Origin of the sequence: Actinomadura rupiterrae (assembly GCF_024172125.1) — a bacterium.
Lineage (GTDB): Bacteria > Actinomycetota > Actinomycetes > Streptosporangiales > Streptosporangiaceae > Spirillospora > Spirillospora rupiterrae.
The window spans coordinates 136,782-155,771 of record NZ_JAMZEA010000011.1 but is presented as its reverse complement, the minus strand read 5'-3'; the positions used below and the strand labels follow the sequence as shown (position 1 = coordinate 155,771).

19 protein-coding genes are annotated in these 18,990 nt (G+C 68.1%); 5 read left to right on the top strand and 14 right to left on the bottom strand.

What is annotated here, in order from left to right:
* Positions 1-3 precede the first annotated feature (3 nt).
* The 4 genes from FHU30_RS34555 to FHU30_RS34540 all read right to left on the bottom strand — a co-directional run bounded on the left by FHU30_RS34555 (position 4) and on the right by FHU30_RS34540 (position 5,226).
* Positions 4-1,071 carry an acyl-CoA dehydrogenase family protein gene (locus FHU30_RS34555; RefSeq protein ID WP_253881743.1) on the bottom strand — a complete coding sequence of 356 codons (1,068 nt, stop codon included), beginning with the start codon at positions 1,069-1,071 and terminating at the stop codon, positions 4-6.
* Positions 1,068-2,261 (bottom strand): acyl-CoA dehydrogenase family protein, encoded by a 1,194-nt coding sequence (locus FHU30_RS34550; protein WP_253881742.1) that lies wholly within the window; start codon positions 2,259-2,261, stop codon positions 1,068-1,070. The genes FHU30_RS34555 and FHU30_RS34550 overlap by 4 nt, the downstream gene beginning before the upstream one ends.
* Positions 2,262-2,351: 90 nt before the next feature.
* Positions 2,352-4,499, bottom strand: coding sequence for a HelD family protein (locus tag FHU30_RS34545; protein WP_253881741.1), 2,148 nt, complete (start codon positions 4,497-4,499; stop codon positions 2,352-2,354).
* A gap of 94 nt (positions 4,500-4,593) precedes the next feature.
* On the bottom strand, positions 4,594-5,226 hold the full coding sequence (locus tag FHU30_RS34540) for an SAM-dependent methyltransferase (protein ID WP_253881740.1): 633 nt from the start codon (positions 5,224-5,226) through the stop codon (positions 4,594-4,596).
* Between FHU30_RS34540 and FHU30_RS34535 the strand changes: the two genes are divergently transcribed.
* Positions 5,110-6,579 (top strand): recombinase family protein, encoded by a 1,470-nt coding sequence (locus tag FHU30_RS34535; RefSeq protein WP_308211453.1) that lies wholly within the window; start codon positions 5,110-5,112, stop codon positions 6,577-6,579. The two genes, FHU30_RS34540 and FHU30_RS34535, sit on opposite strands and share 117 nt — an antisense overlap.
* A 407-nt stretch (positions 6,580-6,986) precedes the next feature.
* Here FHU30_RS34535 and FHU30_RS34530 read toward each other — a convergent pair whose 3' ends face one another.
* From FHU30_RS34530 to FHU30_RS34500, 7 genes are all read right to left on the bottom strand, one after another.
* Complete coding sequence (locus tag FHU30_RS34530; protein WP_253881738.1) at positions 6,987-7,340, bottom strand: hypothetical protein; 354 nt, start codon at positions 7,338-7,340, stop codon at positions 6,987-6,989.
* A 56-nt stretch (positions 7,341-7,396) separates the two neighbouring features.
* On the bottom strand, positions 7,397-8,227 hold the full coding sequence (locus FHU30_RS34525; RefSeq protein WP_253881737.1) for a hypothetical protein: 831 nt from the start codon (positions 8,225-8,227) through the stop codon (positions 7,397-7,399).
* Positions 8,228-8,232: 5 nt separating this feature from the next.
* Entirely contained in the window at positions 8,233-8,589 is a 357-nt protein-coding gene (locus FHU30_RS34520) for a DUF4282 domain-containing protein (protein WP_253881736.1), read from the bottom strand.
* A complete protein-coding gene (locus tag FHU30_RS34515) occupies positions 8,586-8,942 on the bottom strand; it encodes a hypothetical protein (RefSeq protein ID WP_253881735.1) in 357 nt (118 codons plus the stop codon). The genes FHU30_RS34520 and FHU30_RS34515 overlap by 4 nt, the downstream gene beginning before the upstream one ends.
* Positions 8,939-9,673, bottom strand: a complete 735-nt coding sequence (locus tag FHU30_RS34510) for a replication-relaxation family protein (protein WP_253881734.1) — start codon at positions 9,671-9,673, stop codon at positions 8,939-8,941. The genes FHU30_RS34515 and FHU30_RS34510 overlap by 4 nt, the downstream gene beginning before the upstream one ends.
* A gap of 305 nt (positions 9,674-9,978) precedes the next feature.
* The gene (locus tag FHU30_RS34505; protein WP_253881733.1) at positions 9,979-12,216 is read right to left on the bottom strand and encodes a type IV secretory system conjugative DNA transfer family protein; all 2,238 of its coding nucleotides are present in this window, start codon (positions 12,214-12,216) and stop codon (positions 9,979-9,981) included.
* A 15-nt stretch (positions 12,217-12,231) separates the two neighbouring features.
* Positions 12,232-12,414 (bottom strand): hypothetical protein, encoded by a 183-nt coding sequence (locus tag FHU30_RS34500; protein WP_253881732.1) that lies wholly within the window; start codon positions 12,412-12,414, stop codon positions 12,232-12,234.
* 502 nt (positions 12,415-12,916) lie between these two features.
* Between FHU30_RS34500 and FHU30_RS34495 the strand changes: the two genes are divergently transcribed.
* Positions 12,917-13,384 carry a hypothetical protein gene (locus FHU30_RS34495; RefSeq protein WP_253881731.1) on the top strand — a complete coding sequence of 156 codons (468 nt, stop codon included), beginning with the start codon at positions 12,917-12,919 and terminating at the stop codon, positions 13,382-13,384.
* A 352-nt stretch (positions 13,385-13,736) separates the two neighbouring features.
* Here FHU30_RS34495 and FHU30_RS34490 read toward each other — a convergent pair whose 3' ends face one another.
* Positions 13,737-14,489, bottom strand: coding sequence for a GntR family transcriptional regulator (locus FHU30_RS34490; RefSeq protein ID WP_253881730.1), 753 nt, complete (start codon positions 14,487-14,489; stop codon positions 13,737-13,739).
* Positions 14,490-14,785: 296 nt separating this feature from the next.
* Between FHU30_RS34490 and FHU30_RS34485 the strand changes: the two genes are divergently transcribed.
* Both FHU30_RS34485 and FHU30_RS34480 read left to right on the top strand, forming a co-directional pair.
* Positions 14,786-15,145, top strand: coding sequence for a hypothetical protein (locus tag FHU30_RS34485; protein ID WP_253881729.1), 360 nt, complete (start codon positions 14,786-14,788; stop codon positions 15,143-15,145).
* Entirely contained in the window at positions 15,145-15,546 is a 402-nt protein-coding gene (locus tag FHU30_RS34480) for a hypothetical protein (RefSeq protein ID WP_253881728.1), read from the top strand. Before FHU30_RS34485 ends, FHU30_RS34480 begins: the two co-directional genes overlap by 1 nt.
* A 264-nt stretch (positions 15,547-15,810) precedes the next feature.
* Here the strand turns inward: FHU30_RS34480 and FHU30_RS34475 are convergent, their stop codons facing one another.
* Positions 15,811-16,170, bottom strand: a complete 360-nt coding sequence (locus FHU30_RS34475; protein ID WP_308211451.1) for an SAM-dependent methyltransferase — start codon at positions 16,168-16,170, stop codon at positions 15,811-15,813.
* Positions 16,171-16,277: 107 nt separating this feature from the next.
* Positions 16,278-17,324, bottom strand: coding sequence for a LacI family DNA-binding transcriptional regulator (locus tag FHU30_RS34470; RefSeq protein WP_253881727.1), 1,047 nt, complete (start codon positions 17,322-17,324; stop codon positions 16,278-16,280).
* Between the two features lie 230 nt (positions 17,325-17,554).
* Here FHU30_RS34470 and FHU30_RS34465 point away from each other — a divergent pair, with 230 nt between their 5' ends.
* Positions 17,555-18,895: an MFS transporter gene (locus FHU30_RS34465; RefSeq protein ID WP_253881726.1), complete on the top strand. Its 1,341-nt coding sequence runs from the start codon at positions 17,555-17,557 to the stop codon at positions 18,893-18,895.
* The last annotated feature ends 95 nt before the right edge of the window (positions 18,896-18,990 follow it).

Here is an 18,990-nt window from a genome sequence, read left to right as displayed (position 1 = left end):
GCCTCAGCTCGGGGGCAGGTCGAGAAGGCGGGCCAGGGTGGCTCGGTAGTGGGACGGGGTGCCGAGGGCGAGCGCGTCGGCCTTGGCGCGCTTGAGGTACAGGTGCGCGGGGTGCTCCCAGGTGAAGCCGATACCGCCGTGCATCTGGACGCATTCCTCGGCGGCGCGGACGGCGACCTCCGAGCAGTGCGCCTGGGCGAGCACGGCGGCGACGGGCAGGTCCGCGTCGCCGGTCGCCAGGCAGGACGCGGCGTGGCGGGCGACCGCGCGGGCTTCGGAGATGGACGTCCACAGGTCGGCCAGGCGGTGCTTGAGGCCCTGGTAGGAGCCGACCGGACGGCCGAACTGGTAGCGCGTCTTCAGGTAGGCGACGGTGATCTCCAGGCAGCGTTCGGCCAGGCCGAGCTGCTCGGAGGCGAGCAGCGCCGCACCGGCGGTGAGCCCGGCGCGTACAGCCTCCTCGCCGGTGGCGACAAGCCGTCCGGGGGTGTCGGCGAGGGTGAGGTCGCCAAGGCGGCGGGTCATGTCGAGCGAGATGACCGGGGTGCGGGTGGTGTCGGCGGCGTCCACGGCGTACAGGCCGTCCGGGGTCGGGACGAGCAGGACGTCCGCAGCCAGCGCGTCGGCGACGTCGCGGATCTCGCCGGACAGGCGGCCGCCCGACGTGCGGACGGCCGGCAGCGGCGCGTCCGGCGCGGTGCCGAACGGGACGGCCAGCACGGCCGTCCGGTCCCCGGAGGCCAGCTGCGGCACCAGCTCATCGCCCGCGGCCAGGAGCGCCGCGGTCGCGATGACGGCGCTGGTCAGGAACGGGACGGGCGCGACGGCGCGGCCCAGTTCCTCCATCACAACGGCCGTCTCGCGCCAGGACGCCCCGGCGCCGCCCTGCGCCTCGGGCACGGGCAGGGCCAGGACGCCGATCTCGTCCAGCACGTCCCACAGCGCGGCGTCGGACGGCTCGTCCTTCTCGGTGCCCGCCAGCACCTCGGGCCAGGCGGCGCGCTGGTCGAGCATGCCGCGCAGGCCGGAGCGCAGGTCGTCCTCGATCTCCCCGTACAGCAGGTCGCTCACTTCGGCAGGTCCTTCCACGGGACGTCCTTGTCGACCCGGATCTCCCCGGGCAGGCCCAGCACGCGTTCGGCGATGATGTTGCGCAGGATCTCCGAGGTGCCGCCCTCGATGGAGTTGCCCTTGGCGCGCAGGTAGCGGTAGCCGGGCGAGCGGCGGGTGAAGTCGACCTCGGTCGGGCGGCGCATCGTCCAGTCGTCGTAGCGCAGCCCCTCCGAGCCGAGCAGCTCCAGTTCCAGGCCGGAGATCTGCTGGTTGAGGCGGGCGAAGGCGAGCTTGGCGGCCGAGCCCTCGGGACCGGGGCTGCCGACCGCGAGCTGCTGGCGCAGCCGCTCGCCGGTGAGCCGCGCGGCCTCGGCCTGCACCCACAGTTTCAGCAGTTCCTCGTGTCCGCCCGGGGTGCGCAGCTCGGGACGGTCCCGCCACAGCCCGGTGACCACGCCGATCATGCCGCCCTCTCGGGGCGCCGCGCGTCCGCCGATCGCGACGCGCTCGTTCATCAGCGTGGTGGTGGCGACCCGCCAGCCCTCCCCCACCTCACCGAGCCGGTGCTCGTCGGGGATGGCGACGTCGGTGAGGAACACCTCGTTGAACTCGGCCTCTCCGGTGATCTGCCGCAGCGGCCGCACCTCCACGCCCGGGGCGTGCATGTCGCAGACGAAGTAGGTCATGCCGCGGTGCTTGGGGACGTCCGGGTCGGTGCGGGTGACCAGGATCGCCCAGCGCGCCTCGTGCGCCATGGACGTCCAGACCTTCTGCCCGGTGACCGTCCAGGAGTCGCCGTCGCGGACGGCGCGGGTGCCGAGCGCGGCCAGGTCCGAGCCCGCGCCGGGCTCGGAGAACAGCTGGCACCAGACCTCCTCGCCGGTCCACAGCGGGCGCAGGAACCGGCGCTTCTGCTCCTCGGTGCCGAACGCCAGGATCGTCGGGGCGGCCATGCCGAGCCCGATGCCGATCGCCTCGGGATGGTTGTCGGGCGCGCCCGCGCGGTGGAACGCCACGTCCACGCCGTGCTGGAGCGCGACCGGCGCGCCGAGCCCGCCGAGGCCCTCGGGGTAGTGGACCCAGGCGAGCCCGGCGTCGAACCGGGCGCGAAGGAAGTCGAGCCGTTCGGTCTCGGCGGGGTCGTGCGCGGCGAGGAAGGCGGCGACGCGCCGCTGCAGTTCCTCCGCGTCGGGCGGTGCTGTGCTCACGGACGGACCTCCGCAGGGGACATACCAACCGGTCGGTATGCGCCACCCTAGGGAGCCGTCCGCGGCCGCGTCAACGACGCCCCGCCGGGCCTACCCGGCGGTCAGCGCGGCCGGGAGCGGCGCGCTGTGCAGGACGGTCAGGGAGGTCACCGCGCGGGTCAGCACCACGTACAGCCGGGCCAGCCCGCGCTCCTCGGCGGCGGCGATCGCGGCGGGCTCGGCGACCACGACATGGTCGAACTCCAGGCCCTTGGCCAGCGTCGCCGGAACGACCTGGAGCCGCTCGCCCTCGCCGGTGCTCGCCAGGTCGAGCACGCCGTGCGCGATCCCGGCGGCCTCCAGCGCCGCGGTGTGCGCGCCGGCCTCGGCGTCCGGGACGATCAGCCCGACCGTGCCCTCCAGGCCGAGCAGGGCGGCGGCGGTCGAGGCGGCGTCCTTGGGCACGTCCCCGGTCTGCCGGACGGTCAGCGCCCCGGCGCCCGGACGCAGCGAGCGCGGCGCGGCCAGGCCGGTGGCGATGTGCGGGATCAGCGCGGCCGCGAAGTCCAGCACGCTGCCCGGCACGCGGAACCCGACGGCCAGCTCGGTGACCTGCCCGTCCTGCCCGAGGTGGCCGAGCACCTCCGCCCACGAGCGCGCCGACCAGGGCGTGGTGCCCTGCGCGATGTCGCCGAGGACGGTCGCCGACCCGGCGGCGCAGCGGCGGCCGAGCGCGCGCAGCTGCATCGCCGACAGGTCCTGCGCCTCGTCCACGACCAGGTGGCCGAGCGAGCGGGTGCGCTCGATGAGGTCGGCCAGCTCGTCCAGCAGGGCGCGGTCGGCGGCGGTCCACTTGGCCGAGCGGTGCGAGCGCGGCGGCTTGGGCCAGAGGATCGCGGCCTGCTCCTCGTCGGTCAGGATGCCGCGCGCGGCGGCGCGCAGGGTGGCGGCGTCCGACAGCAGCGCGTGCAGCACCATCTCGGGGGTGACCTTCGGCCAGACCGCCTCGACCAGCTGCTTCATCGGACGCGACCGGGCGACCTGGTCCTGCACGCGGTCGTCGGGGGCCTCGCCGCGCTGCTCCATCAGCACCAGGATCCGGTGCGCGAGCCGCTGCGCGAACGCCTCGCGCCCGGCCGCGTAGCGGGTGGTGCCGCGCAGCCCGGCGGCGGTCTCGCGCACCTCGTGGTCGGCGAGGCGGAACTTGGCCGCGCCGCGCGTGTAGACCAGGCCCTCCTCGGGCTTGCGGATCCGCTGCCACAGCGCCTTGCGCAGCACCTCGGCCATCCGCGCGTCGCCCTTGACCGCCGACACCGCGGCCGGTTCGGCGCCGGTCGGCGCGCCGAGCAGGTCGTCCACGGTCGCCTGGTCTACGCGGACCTCGCCGAGCGCGGGCAGCACGGCCGAGATGTAGCCCAGGAACGCCCGGTTCGGCCCGACGATCAGCACCCCGGACCGGGCCAGCCGCTCCCGGTGGGTGAACAGCAGGTAGGCGGCCCGGTGCAGGCCGACGGCGGTCTTGCCGGTGCCGGGCGCGCCCTGCACGCACACCGTCCGGCCCAGCTCCGCGCGGACGATCACGTCCTGCTCGGGCTGGATGGTGGCCACGATGTCGCGCATCGGGCCCGAGCGCGGCCGCTCGATCTCGGCGGTGAGCAGCGCGGACGCCTGGACGGGCGCGTCGAGCGGCTCGTCCTCGAACGCGGTCAGCTCGCCGCCGGAGAACCCGAACCGGCGGCGCCGGCGCCAGCCCATCGTGTCGGCAGGTCCCGCCTGGTAGAACGCGCGGCAGACCGGGGCGCGCCAGTCCAGCACCAGCGGGCGCCGGTCGCCGTCGTCGTCGTGGATGTGCCGCCGTCCTACGTGCATCGTCGCGATCCCCGGCTCGTCGGCGTCCAGGGCTGCGGCGGATTCGTCGTCGGGGTTGTCGCGGGCCGTGTCGCCGTCGCGGTCCATCCGGCCGAAGAACAGCGGCGTGTCCGGCTGGTCGGCGAGCGCGGCCACCCGCTGGTCCAGCAGCGACTCCAGGTACTGCCGCGACACCCAGTCGGCGGCCATGTCGGCCGACAGGCCCTCGGCGTGCTCGCGCATCCGGCGCAGCGCCTCGCGCGCGGCGGCGAGGTGCGCGCGCTCGGCGCTCAGGACGTCGGCTGCGGCGGCATCAGCCGCGGACGCGCCGGGTGCGGCGGTGCCGGGTGCGGCGGTTCCGGGCGTGCCGGGTGCGGGCCTGCCGGGTGCGGTGTCGGATCTTCCGGGCATGCGAACGGACCTCCGGTCGGAGCGGTGGATGGGCGAAACCACCAACGCTACCGGCCGGACGGCTCTCCCGGCCTCCCGTTATCCGGGGGCGCGGTCAGGGCTTGCGGGCCACGCCGGACAGCAGCCAGTCGGTGCGGAACTCGGCGGCCTCCTCGTCCGGACGCCAGTCGCAGGCGTGCACGACACCCGGCTCGACCAGGGCGAAGTCGCCGAAGAAGCCCGCGATGCGCGCGGCGGAGCGGAAGGTCAGCGGCGAGCTGGCGCCCGCGTAGACCGCCTCGGCGGCGGCGCGTCCGGCCGGGTCGGTGCCGGTGTCGGTCAGGTGGGTCAGCACCAGGTGGCTGCCGGGCGCCAGCGCGTCGCGGTAGGCGGCGACCAGGCCCTCGGGGTCGTCGCCGTCCGGGACGAACTGGACCATCGCCACCAGCAGCAGCGCGACCGGCTCGGCCAGGTCGATCAGCTCGCACAGCTCGGGATGGCCGAGGATGGTCTCCGGATGCCGCAGGTCGGCCTGGATGACCGTGGTGGAGCGGTTGTCGGCGAGCAGCGCCCGGCCATGGGCCAGGACGATCGGGTCAGGTCTTGCCGCGTAGTGTGCACGGTGTAGGGCATGCCGTCCCGGAGGGAGCGCACCATGAACCTTGCCGCCGCGTGGATCAGGGTCAGCACGGGAAGCCAGGACGAGAGTTCCCAGGTCAGGGCCATAGACAAGTACGCGCGAGAGCACGGGATCACGATCGTGAAGACGTTCCGGCTCAGGGGGTACAGCGCTTCCGAAGGCGCGCAGGAACCGGCATTGCGTGAGGCAATCGCGGATATGGGGCGCGGTGAATACGACACGTTGATTGTGACGGAGTCGTCTCGGCTGGATCGGCGGGAAGATTTGGACGCGCAAGCGGAAATCCTTCTCGCGATCCGTTCCATCGGTGGTGACGTGCTGTCGATTTCTGAGCCGACGTTCGGTAAGTCGGACTTTGCTGGGCGCATCGTGACGTTGGTTGCGCAGCACGCGAACGCCGAGAAGTCCAAGACGGTGAAGGCCACGACCTATCGTGGCATTTGTATGATCCGTGACAATGGTGCGCACCATGGGCACTTGCCCGTGTTCTGGGAGAGCGAGGGGAAGCGGTACGCCAAGCAAGCGTATTGCACGGACCCGCAGGCCGTGAACGACATCTTTGAGCGCATCTCGAAGGGTGAGTCTCTGTCGTCGGTCGGACGGGCCTATGACTTGTACCCGAACAGCGTGAAGAATCTGCTCCGGTTCGGTGCGAACCATACGGGCGTGGTGGAGTGCTCTTACACCTATGAAGGGGTGACGGAGACGTGGACGCATCGTGTTTCTCCGGTAGTGGATTCCGCGTTGTGGTGGCGTGCGAATGCGGTTCTGGACGCGAACAAGACCAGTGGTCGGGGGAACAAGGGTGGACGTCCGGTCGCGCGTCCGTCGAATTGGCTTTCGGGACTCCTGCCGTGTCCAGGGTGCGGCGGGAAGCTCTACATCAACGGTGGCCTTACTCCGGCGGGGAATCCCCGAACGCCGATGCTGCGATGTGGTGGGTACGGCAAGCGTCGTGTTTCGTGTGGGCGGTTCAGGGGGACCGATGCCCGACCGGTCGTCGCTTTGATTGAAGGTGTGTTCAGTGAGGATCGGTCGGACATCCTCGCTTTCCAGCGGGTAGCGGGGAACGCTCATGAGCGTGACGCGCTGAATGCCGCTCTCCGCAAGATTCAGGCGCAGTTCTCGGCTGCCGAGGATGACGACGAGTTTGATGCGTTGGTCGCGGAGCGGAAGGCCGTGAAAGCGCGCCTTGAGACGTTCGTTGTCGTGCCGGACCGGTTCGACTACGCGCCCACCGGTCAGACGGTCGCTCAGATGTGGGCGGACGGTGATGACGCGGTGAAACGGCGAATGGTCCGCGCTGTGCAAGCCGCCTGGGGGTTGGTCCTGGGGTTCGTCGAGGGGAAACCAGAAATCCTCATGGGCTCCGGCGCGGAAGACGCATTCAAGGATCGGAACGAGTTCGCTGATCTGGGGAACGGCCTGTGCTTCCGGTGGGAGGCCGATCGGGCGGCATAGTCCGCGCGTGGAACAGGAAAGGGAACCGCCCGGTACTGAGTACCGGGCGGTTCCCTTTCTGTGTCCGGGCGGCGCGTCTGTGGCGGGTCAGTCGGTTTCGTGGTCTGCGGGGACGACGACCACGATGCGGCCCGCCTGGATGTGGCGCAGCACTTCGGGTAGCCGAACGCGGTGAGCGATGAGAACCACGCTCCATTTGCGCGCGTCCTGGGAGGTGAGTTCCGGTGCCGCTTGCGCAGCTGCCTGAGACGCGTTCTGGAGGGCGCGGGACCGCCACCGGTGTTCGGGTCCGGTTCTGGGTTGCAGGGCCGTGAGCGTCCGGATGAGCCGTTCCCACGGGGCGGAGACGGCTTCACTCTCGGTGCGGCCCTGAGAGCGTCCCTGAGCGTCGTTGTTGGGCGGACCGGTCATGGACGCGGGTCGGGAGGAACGGAGGCGTTGGCAGCTTGCTCAGCGGCGTAGGCGCGGCCAGCGAGATAGCCCAGCTTGGCGTCAAGGTCATGTATGCGTCCCGAGATGCCGAAGATCACGGTCAGGTATTCGGACCAGACCCGTACGAGCGCCAGCGTCAGCAGGCCGAGGAATGGCGCTCCGATGTAGATCAGGGCGGGAATTCCCCAACCGATCCATCGAATCTGTTGCAGGCCGTACGCGATCCACAGCGCGACAAGGACGGCGAACACGTCGGCGATGACGACGATTCGATACCCGGTGGTGAGCAGATGCGTCGTGACGTGTTGGCTGTAGTCGCCGGAGAACAACAGCCGAAGGACGGACTTTCTGCGTCGCTGGTATGGGGGGAGGTTCCTGGGGGTGGTCATGGCGTGGGCATGCCTTTGTTGAACTTGCCGAGAATGACGTTGTCGAGATGATCGGCGGTGTGTTGTGCGTGGTGGTGGTCGTCCGGTGCCTCGGACCATTCAAGCGCGATGATGACGTTCCCGCGCATGAAATAGTCCTCGTACAAGCTGCAATAGCTTGTGTGCCAGTGAATGTTCAGGCAGTGAATCGTCTGGCTTCGTCGGAACATCTGCCAGCCGGCTAGGGTTCCGGCTTTGGTTGGGGCGGGTCGTTTGCATGTCATGTTCTTGAACGTTGCCCAGTCGGTGACCTCTTGCAGGAGATCGGTATAGGTCATGACGTTCTCCACGAACCGATAGCGCGGCGGCCGGTCCTTGGGCGTGGAGGCCCATTGCGGGTACTGCCACCAGTACGAATTGAAGTACCGGTTGTAGGTGGTGTGTCCGGGAAGGTGGTTGCTCGCGAGCGGCTTTTGCGACCAGTCGCAGGCGGGGAGGTAATCGTTGGATTTCGGCGGGAGGGCGTTCGTTTTGGACGCGGGACGCTCGTACCGGATATCGGCGTTCCGGCGCAGTTCCGCGAAGGTGAGGAGATGCGATTTGGCGTAGTCGTCGGTCACGCTCGGGCCGGTTACCGCGCATCCGAAGGGATTGCAGGGCGCGGGATGCGGGGGCGGGGTGGGGGTGGGTGAAAGCCGTCCCATTTTGGTGGTGCGGCCTTTCAGGTCGGTCCCATCATCGGAGGACAGTCCCCACAGGGCACCGCCCAACAGCAGGGTGACCGCGACGGCAATTGGGAGGATGCGCGTTGCCCAGTGAATGAATTTTCTGCCCGGTTCGGGATTCATGCGGGTCATTCTTCGAGTTCCTTTCCGGTCGGGCCGGTCGCGGATTCGGTGATGCGGAGCGAGGTGGAATGGGTTTGCCTACTGAATTCCTGGTGAATCGAAAGGATCACCATGGCGACTTCCAGCGCCATACGTGCGGTAAGGGTCGCGATGAGCCACGCAGGCGGAACGGCCGCGATGCCCAGGACGCAGAGAATGAGGCCGATGTGTGGTTCGGCGACGATCCACGCAGTGACCGCGAATCCGGCGAGAAGCGCCATGAACGCTTGGCTGAGCCCGTGGAGTTCCCGCGCGAAATGCGGTGAGGTGATCCGGTCGAACGGCGCGTTCACGTGCCCCGTGAGGGTCCGGAGCGTCTTCATTCCGACCCCCCGGTTTCCTTCCGCGGGTCGGAGTATTCGGCTTCCATTTCGGCGCGGTACCTGTCCATGTATTCGCGGGTGATCGCGACGGCCGCATACGTCACGGGACCGAAATCGTGCGTGACGATGTAGTGGGAATCGCCGTAGGGGTATCCGGGGGTCTCTCCGAGGATTCCGGCGATACGGTCCACTTCCGCCCGCGCGTCCTCATCAGAGTCCGCGATGACGGAATAGCTGATCTCGACATTGCGGGGAACGGGAAGGTCCATGCGTCGTTCAATGAGGGACGCCAAATTGCGGAGTCCGCCCGCGACCGCGATGCGGTACACGAGGTTGATCCCTTCGTCTGTCATTGGTCGGTCTCCTCTCGGCTGGGAGTGGTTGCGAATGCGCTCAGAAGCGCGACAGACGTCCCGAACGGCATCACCTGGATGAGATGTTCGGCGTTGCTCCCCAAGCGCGTCACGGCGCGCCTGAGAACCGGGACGCGGGATTCCTCCAGAGTGGATAGGAGGACGCGCGGCACGTGCCCGCTAGGGCCGGTTCCGCCGTGTTCTGCGTAATCCAGATATCGCGCGAACTTCTCCCGGACACGCGGGATCTGTTCGGTTCCGGTATCGACTTCGATCCACCAGTCTTGGAACAGGTCAGAGTGCGGGACGTCGATTCGCACATAGGCGTCTGGCCGCACGAACCCGCCGTTTCCGTTCGGCCACCAACACGCCGGTTCCGTGGTGAATTCGAGGAGTCCGAGCGTGCCCGCGCGTTCTGCTTCTCGGCATTGCACATACAGTTCCGTGACGATGATTGAATGCCAGTTAAGCCAGTGCGCGACGGGTGACATTTCGGGCCGCATTCGCTTGACCGGAAGCCCTTCACGCATGCGCATCAGCCGGTACGCGGCAGGATCTAGGGAATAGATCCGTTGCGCCGAACCTCGGAGGATTCCACCGATCGCGCCACCGTCTGCGACGATCGCGCGCCATTGCAGGAGACGCCGAAGGACATATTGCGTGGAGCGTTGCGCGCTCGCGAGTTCCGCGAAATGGAGACGCTGGATTTGCCTCCCCGTAGCGCAATTCACACGGTAAAGTGTTTCGATGATCTCCCAGTCTCGCGGCGTGAAATGGCTTTCAAGCCAATTCGTTCGACGGTCGATTTTGGAAGGGGGGCGAGGGGGGCGGCCGGAATAGGGGGGAGTGGGGGGTTGGGAGCGGGAAGAGGAAGGGAGGGAGCGGGAAAGGTCCGGGGACACCGTAGGGAGAGTCGGCGGTTCATCCCGGTCGTTTGGGTCGCTGACCTGGGAAGACGCGCGTGCCCAGCGTTCCGCGATACGCAAGCCGAACCGAAAGTCGAGACGAAAGCCGGGACGAATGCTATTCGCGTCGCTCATCGGGGATCGCTGCCTTTCTTCCCTTGTCCGTAAGAGCGCGGACCGGGAAGTTCGGCGGTGCTCGGAGAGATACGGTTTGCGATGCTCGCGTCTATCGCCGGACGGTCCATTCCGTACCGCTCAAGCGACCGCGCAGCGAGGATTTCAGGGTCGTATTCGGGCTCCGGGAGTTGGAGGGTGAAGCCGGTGACCGGTGGCGCGGTGTGGCCCTTTATGCAGGGCCGCATCGCGATTTCGTAAGCGCCGAGGCCGGCTAGGTCATTCCGGTCCAACGGCGCGAACCTGCGCGCCATTTCGTTTGCGTCGCTGTATTCCATCTGGAAACAGATCTGTGTGCGCACCGTTCCCAGAACTGCCGCCTTTACGTCGGCGGTGAGTTGGTCGAGATACTGATAGGCGAGAGTGAGGCCCCAGCCCAGGCCGCGCGCCTGCGCGAGAATGTCCGCTAATTCTCCGCCGGCGGCGAACTTAAGAATGTCGGGGAACTCGTCCAGATAGCCCCATACCGGCTTCCGTGCTTGCTTGGGAACGGTCGTCCGGTTGAGGCATTCCTGCCACAGGGACGCGACGAGAAGCGACCCTAGCAACGCGGCGGCATCGGGACCGATCACGCCTTTGGAGAGCGGCACTAGGAGAATCTTTCCGTTCCGGAAAACCTCCCCGAGATCGACGCCTTCCGATTGGCCCAGCATGAGCCGGAGTGGGGTTCTCACGGTAAAGGCCCGGAGCTTGTTCATGACGGGCCCGATGACCTGGATTCTTTCCGCGTCGCTCATGGCATCGTAAGCGGCCCAGAACTGCCGGACAGACGGCGTGACTTTTGTCTTCCGGAGGACCATTCGGCGGAACTCGTCATTGGTGAGGAGTTCGGGAATCTCCACGAGTGTGTACGCGGACCCGTCCGGCGCTTTGGCGAACACGAGCGTGAGGAGCGCGTTGCGCATCACGTCGGCCGTGCGCGGCCCCCAGGATGACCGCCACAACTCCGAGAAGATATGCGTCACCCGATCCACCACAAGTTCCCGCGACAGTTCGTCATGGCCACCTTGCAGGAGATTGAAACCGGCCGGTGAACTCACGGCGGACGGGTCCATCAGGATCACGTCATCAACGCGGTGATCCGGAATCCGGGAAAGGATGTCCGAGACCAGATCAGATTTCGGATCGATGAGCACGACTCCGAATCCCTGATAGATGTCCTGGAGAATCATCCGTGCCATGAGTTCGGATTTCCCCGCGCCGGTAGGCGCTTGGATCGTCGCGTGCCGCAAACGATCGTCCGGCATGAGAGTCAGCGGACGTCCCATCATCCCGGGATAGTTGCTCTCCCCGATGACGAGCCCGGAATGGCTCATGTCCACGGGCACGGGCAATTGCCGCGCGCTACCGGTCGCCAGTCCCGGAATGCTGCCCATGCCCGCCGTAGGGAAGGCGACCAATGCCGCCGCTTCATTGGCGTTCAGCAGGCACGGCCACGGGCCGAACGGCAGGGAACGGGGATACACCTTCCCCGCGACGTAGGCGGACGGCAGGAAGCGCCTCACGAGCGCGACACCGGGAGCGTTGAGCACTCCCGCGCCTTCCAGTACCCCCGACATCAGCAGGGCCGCACGCGCCTTGTGAGGGGCCGATACCGCGACCCTTCCGCACGCCTGGAGGAGCGGATACGCCTGCTTCTCGCGGAAGTCCCGGATGAGTTCCGATGGGGGTTCGCCTTTGAGTCGGGTATGGCGGGTCGCGCGAATGGTCCACTGGATTCGGACGACTTCCCCCCGTCCCAGCGGATACAGCACCGACAGGACACCCGCGATTGCCGACACGCCCCGAGCTGCCGCCAGCGGCCGCCACGCGCGCGTGTTGCGCAGCTCCCGCGCGAGCCGGATGGCGGGCCGACCGGTCAGATACTCCGCGTCCTCCTCCACACGGGTTCCCGGCAAGACGGTGGTGAGGGTCGTGATGATGCGAGGCGCGAGCGTGGACGGCACCAGCATGTAATGCGCGATGCCGCGCGACGTCGCGTGGATCTCGAAGACGACCGGACGCCGACGCGTCGAACCGGCCAGCACGGTCAACGCGCGCGTCACGTCGTCAATGTCGAGATCGGCGGGAAACCTCATCCGGAACGCCGTCAGGTCCGCGCGCCACGTCCGCGACGCCCACGCCTGAAAGGCGAGTTCCGCGAGGAACACGATTAGGCAGACTGTGACGATCTCAATCGCCGGAGCCCACATCATGACGTCGTCATCCGCTCAGTACCGGCGACGCCGGAGGAAAAGCCCGACGAACACGATGATGAGGATTGCGCCACCTACCAACGGGAGGAGCGGGATCAGCCACCGGTAGGTGAGGTTCGCGAGGAACGCGACGATCGGGATGGCGACCAGGATTGCGAGAATCTTGGTCCAGATGGACCGGCGGTAGTACACGGCCATGGGTCATCGTGCCTTTCACAGGGTCGAATGTGACCCTCCAAGCGTGGCCGCGTATTCCGCCGGAAAACAATCAGCGAACCCGCCGGATGAACGCCGTTTTCCCGGCTTTCGTCTCGCCTGAGTGCTGCCGTCTTACTGCGGATGGTCTGCCGGAACACTGCCGAGATGCTGCTATCGCCCCAGGTCAAGAGGTCTCCTGACCGGTGGTCGTAACTGACGTGACGGAAGCGGAGGGAGGCGCGTACCGTGGATTCAGCGTCGAACAGTCTTTCGTGCAAGCGAAACGGAGGGCATCACCTGGGAGTGTTGACGCAGGTCAGTCAGGGTTTCCGTTGATCGTTTCGGTATTCCGGTCGATCCGCAACGTTCGGACTGCCGTCGGGAACGGAACCGTGGAGCTGCGTGGACAGTCGTACCAGGGGCTGTCGGTCCCACCGGGTGAAGGGATCGGAACGGGGACGGAAGTAGCCGCACGGGGGGCGGAGAGAAAGGGACGGGGGTATTGCGCCCACAGCGAATCGACGCGAACCAAATCTATGAGCGTCTGCATTGTGTGGTCCGTTACGGCGTCCGGGCCAATCGTCTATTCGAGCACGGCCGGCCGCTCATAGACCTACTCATCCCATCCGACGATACGTCGGACGAATGCTATTCACACCGCGCGATTCTCGCCGAGGAAGTCATCCGGCGGGGAATCGAGCGGGAGAATAGAACCGATGCGGCAGCGCTCCGCATCACGCTTTCTGTGGACGGGGATTCCAGCGTTCTCAAGAAACTAGAGACGCGTAGGCGAGAAGCCGCACGCATCTACGGCGTAACGCCGAACACGTACCGGATGAACCACGAACGCGCGCTACTGCATGACCTGGCATTCCAGATTCTCGCGATCATCCTGCGTGAAGAGTTCCGGCCGCAAGCGGACGAATACCCGGATGATTGTGGGCATGACAGCCCTGAAACAGCATCCTGACCCTATGACCTACAAACGTGGTGACAGAGTGACCGCGCGCCGGTCGCTCGGAATGGGATCAGTCCCCAAAGGCGCGGCCGGGACCGTGATCAGCACAAGCTTCCTCGGTTCCTACACGGTCAACTTCGGCGGCCGCACGCTCCACAACATCAGCCGAGACGACATCGACTCACAAGCCGCCTCATGCGCCGTTACAGCGCTCATGCTCACCCTGTCCGCCACCCTCGCGCTAGGGGCCGTCTGGGGGCGTCTCAGACGCTCTCAGGCGCGGTTCTAGGTGACGTCCGGGGAGCAACGCAGGGAGGGGCCCCAAGCCGACCGGCTTGGGGCCCCTCCCTGCTTGGCGCTTGGGCTAGTCCTGTTCCTTGATCCGGACTCGGTAGATGAACTCCGCCCAGCGAGAGCATGGGCCCCGATGCCATGACACTTCCACGACCCTCCCGGCGTTGTCGTATGCCTGGTGGAAGAGTTCGAATACCGGCTGATCCTCCGAGATCCCGAACCGGTCGATTTCATCCTGGTCGGGAACGCGAGCGAGCGTGAGGTACTCGTCCGCGTACACTTCCTCGTGCCCCAATTCGCGCATGGTCGTCAACATGCCGCCCTGCGGTTGGGTATGGTCCTCCAACTGAGTCCCAAAGGCGATGTCTCCGGGAATGTAGCTGGGCGCGATCTGCATCAGGACATCGTCCGCATACATCTCGCGATAACGCACGAGAACCTCTTGCTCTGGCTCCGTGCCGAGCAGTTCGGCCACCCGAGCAGGGGGCACCTCGCGGCGCACGACGGTTTCGGACCGGGGAGTCATGGACTGCCGCCGTACCTCGGCGGCAAAGCCGCCTCTGTCGTCGGCTCGCTTGGACTCGTTGTACCGATCCCGCGCATCCCTGGTGATTCGTGGCATGTGGGTCACGATGGTTCCTCTTCCCTGTTCCGGCGAAACCAGTCCCTCGCGGCGCAATGGCCGCAGTGCCCACGTGATCGTGGTCTCACTGGTTCCGAACTCTTCTGACAGCGCGCGCCGACTCGGCAGCACCGAACGACGGGGGTAGGAGCCGTCCAAGATCCGGCTCCGCAGGACGGCCGCGATGTCCTTCGCGCTCAATCCGCCCACCTGTGCCTCTTCTCCGTCGCCGAAACGTTCAACGTTTCGGAGGAAACGTTCGTCCCCATACCCGCTCTGACGACCTTCATTGACCGTCGCGCGCGCTCGGGGACACTCTTTGTGTCGAAAGGATGAACGTTTAACGGGTAGTAGAACACAAGCTCAGCCGCTTCACCAGTGCTTGAGCAAACCCGTTGGGAAGATATCGGCTTGGAGTGTGAATCGACTCTTGTTTCACCCCAAACCGGCGAATCCCGTGTCATGTCTCTTCGGAATCTCGTATTCGGAGGTCCATCATGAGGCTCGGACGTCGCCACGGGCGGCATGTCAGAGACGCAACCAACCCGCCGCCGGTAGACCAACCTCTCCCCACCCGCGTCCGCGCTCATGCTCTCGCGGACCTGGAGGACGCGGCCATCCGGGAGGGCATTCGCGTCAACTGGGGCGAGACCCGCCCCAGCGTCGCGCGGCACCTGCGCCTCACTATCCCAGGTGGTATCGGCATCCGTGTTCGTGCGGACTACCAGGACGGGAAATGGTGGTACGTAGTGCACGCGCCGGATTCCGAGCGTGACGGCGACGTTATCGGGCCTGCGGACGCCTTGTCCGACGTCGTGTGGAGGATCAAGCGAACGCTCAACGAGCGGGTCATGTGATGGGCCCGCACGCTCACGATCCGGACGAGATCCCGCCTGCCGATATTCCGGATCCGCTCGCGCGTACGGCGTCCCCTGCCGTGGTCGTTCCGATCGTGACGGAACTGTGGGAAACGTCGTGGGAAGCGCAGGACTACCCCGATGCAATGGGATCGCTGATCAGTGCTCTGACCAGCACGGATGCGCGGATAGCCCTAGCTCGGCACGCCGTCGTGCCGGTAATGGACGCGCTCGATGTCGCCTGGGCCGAAGTTGAGCAGCAATGGACGGCCCGCATGACCTCATTCGGTTACCTGAGCGATTCCCGCGATGCTGTTCGCAAACTCGCGCGCTCGGAGTTCCTGGACGTCCTGCTTGAAGTCTCCAGGCGCATGGGGCCCGTTCCGAACGAGTCCCCCTGATACCCGCGTGCTTGCGGCCGGTGGTGTGCAGTCCGCGAGCACGCTTCAAAGGGCCCAGACGCGTTTGGTCGGCGCGTGAAGGGCCCTGTGGGGCCCGCCGGATTCGACCCCGGCGGGCCCCACGTCAGACACCGTGAGTGCTCCGGTTTGAGCATGCTCCCGGAGCACTCGCGGCCAGACGGCCCGCGACCTCCACGCGGGCCAAAGCGGAAGCCCCTGGACCAAAGATGTTCCAGGGGCTTCCGTGCTGTCTGACCAGCAGCGTCACGCGGCGGGAGCGTGGGCACAACCCGACTTGAAATGGTCGTTGTCGACGTAGACCACGCGGGCCTCCGGGATCGTCCGCTGCGCGATCTCGTGCACGTTGCCCTGGGTGGGCAGGCCCGCGCCGATGTCGACGAACTGCCGGACGCCGAGGCCGGTCAGGTGGTCGATCGCGCGGCGCAGGAAGCGCCGGTTCTCCCACACCAGCTCGTAGGTGTCGGGCACGACCGCCTTGATCCGGTCAGCGGCGGCCCGGTCCACCGCGAAGTTGTCCTTGCCGCCCAGGAAGTAGTCGTACATCCGGGCGACGCTGGGCGTCGAGGTGTCGATCCCGGTGCCGAGCCCGGCCGTGCCGTCCATGCGTCCTCCCGCTCGCCGCCGGTCCCGGCATGATCGTAGACCGGGACGGGCCGGGCGAGGCGCGGTTTCAGGACGATTCGCGCGGCGTCAGGACGATTCGCGCGGCGTCAGGACGATTCGCGCGGCACGATCTCCACCCGGGTGAGCGCGCGGTGCACCGCCGGGGAGCGCTCGCGGTCGCGGATCAGCCCGGCGATCCAGTCGGCGGTGTCGCCCGCCGCGCCCTCGCCGAGAATCCGCACCGAGCTGATGCGGGGCCGCAGCAGCGCCGCCCACGGCAGGTCGTCCGCGCCGACCAGCGCCACGTCGCCCGGCACGTCCAGCCCGGCGTCCTGGAGCGCGCGCAACATCAGCACGGCGTACTCGTCGTTGTAGGCGAACACCGCGTCCGGACGATCCGGAGAGACGGCCCAGCGCGCGGCGACGGCGGCGGCCGCGCCCTCGTCGAACGGCAGATCCACCCGCTCGACCGCCAGACCACTTCCGGCCGCCCCACCTGCTTCGGCGGCTTCGGTCAGCACGCCGGCCAGGCGGCGCTCGCCGAAATCGCGCAGCACCGGTTCGGTCGGGACGACCGCTGCCAGCCGTCTCCGCCCGCGTTCGATCAGGTGGCGGGCGGCGGCGCGGCCGATCCCGGCGTCGTCGAAGACCAGCGTCGGGGTGAGCGCGGACGGCTCGGGCCCGATCGCGACCACCGCCGCCGTCCCGGCCGCGTGCAGTTGCCGCACGGCCGCCCGGGTCAGCCGGTCTTCCTGGACCAGCACTGCCGCCGGACGCCACTCCGCCCACGCCCGCGCGGCGGCCACGCCCTTCGCCTGCGCATCCCCCTGCAGCAGGACGAGCCGGAACCCGCGCTCGCCGAGCCGCTCGGTCATCTCGCGCATCCAGATCCCGAACAGCGACCCGAGCGCCACGTCCGGGACCGGGCAGAGCACCAGGTCGCTGCGCCCGGTCTTCAGCGCGCGGGCCGAGGCGTGCGGGGCGTAGCCCAGCCGGTCCGCGGCGGCGCGGACCTTCGCGCGGGTCTCCTCGCTGATCCGCACGCCCGGCGCGTCGTTCAGCACGTAGGAGACGGTGGCCTGCGAGACGCCCGCGAGCCGCGCGACGTCGACGCTGGTCGGCGGGCGGTCGGAGGCGGAGGGCGGCAGTTTCATCGCGGCCAGTGTTCCGTTCGGCAGGGGTCGGCACCAGCGCGGCGCGGGCGCCCTATGGACTTTATACGTATAAGTGATACGTTTCACCAACCTCGGGACCGCGGCCGCCGGACGGACGGCCGCCGGTTCCCCGTCTCGTCGAGGCCCACCCCGCTCCGCGCCCGGCGCGGAGTCCTCACCCCTGGAGGCGCAGCCATGAACCCCATCCGAGCGTCCCGCAAGGCCGTCCGGTGACCGCCGGAATGGACGCGCGCCCCGGCACACCCGCGTCCACCCCGTCCGGCAAGCCCTCGACGCCGTCCCGCGCACCGGCCGACGAGTCCCCCGCGGCGTCCGCTGCGGTGGGGGCGGGGCGGCAGCGTGGGCTGATGTGGGCGCTGTTCGGTGGGAACGCGGCGGTGTTCGCGGTCTACATGGGCGTCGGGCAGATCCTGCTGCCCACCCAGGTCGGGAACATCGACCCCGACCACAAGGTCACCAGCCTCGGCATCATCACCGGGATCGGCGCGGCGTTCGCGACGCTGCTGCAGCCGATCGGCGGCGCGCTGTCGGACCGGACGCGGTCCCGGTTCGGACGCCGCAACCCCTGGATGCTCGGCGGCGCGGTGGTCGCGCTCGCGTTCCTCGTCCTGATGGGCAGCGCGCACGGGCTGCTGCTGCTCGGCGTCGGCTGGGTGCTGGCGCAGGGCGCGGCGAACCTGGTGCAGGCCGCGCTCACCGCGATCGTCCCGGACCGGGTGCCGCGCGAGCGGCGCGGCACGGCGTCGGCGATGGTCGGCGCGGGCACGACGGTCGCGACCGTGGTCGGCGGCCTGATCGCGAGCCGGTTCGTGGACCACCTCGGCTGGGGCTACGCCACGCTCGGCCTGGTGCTGGTCGCGGCGATGGCGATGATGCTCACCACCCACGACCCGCGTCCGGACGAGCTGCCCGCCTCGGCCGCGGCCCCGGCGCCCGGCTTCCGGGAGGCGGCGCGCTCGTTCCTGTCCGCGCTGGCGGTGCCGGACTTCCGCTGGGTGTTCCTCGGCCGGGCGCTGATCATCCTGAGCTACTTCAGCATCCTCGGGTACCTGCTGTACATGCTGGACGACCACATCACCGGCGTCCCGTCCGGGATGAAGCACGCGGACGCGGTGGTGCTGCTCAGCACGGTTTCGGCGGTCGTGTCGATCGTGTCGACGGTGGTCGGCGGGCCGCTGTCGGACAAGCTCGACCGGCGGCGCGCGTTCGTCGGGATCAGCGGCGCCGGGATGGCGGTGTCGCTTCTGATCCCCCTGTTCGCGCCGACCTGGGGCGCGATGCTGGCCTTCTCGGTGCTGAACGGCCTGTTCTTCGGGGTGTACATGGCCGTGGACACCTCCCTGGTCACGCTGGTGCTGCCGAGCGAGGGCGACGCGGGCCGGGACATGGCGGTGCTGAACATCGCCAACGCCGGGCCGCAGATCGTCTCGCCGTTCGTCGCGGCGCTGGTCATCAACGGCCTGGGCGGCTACTCCGCGCTGTACATCGTGGCGGCGGTGCTGGCGCTGCTCGGCGGCGCCACGGTCCTTCCGATCAAGGGCGTGCGCTGAGGGGGGCGCGTAGGGGCTGGATTCGAGCATGCCCGCGCCGTTATCGTGTGGCCTCTAGTGATCCCGATCACATGACCTGGATCACACGGGACACC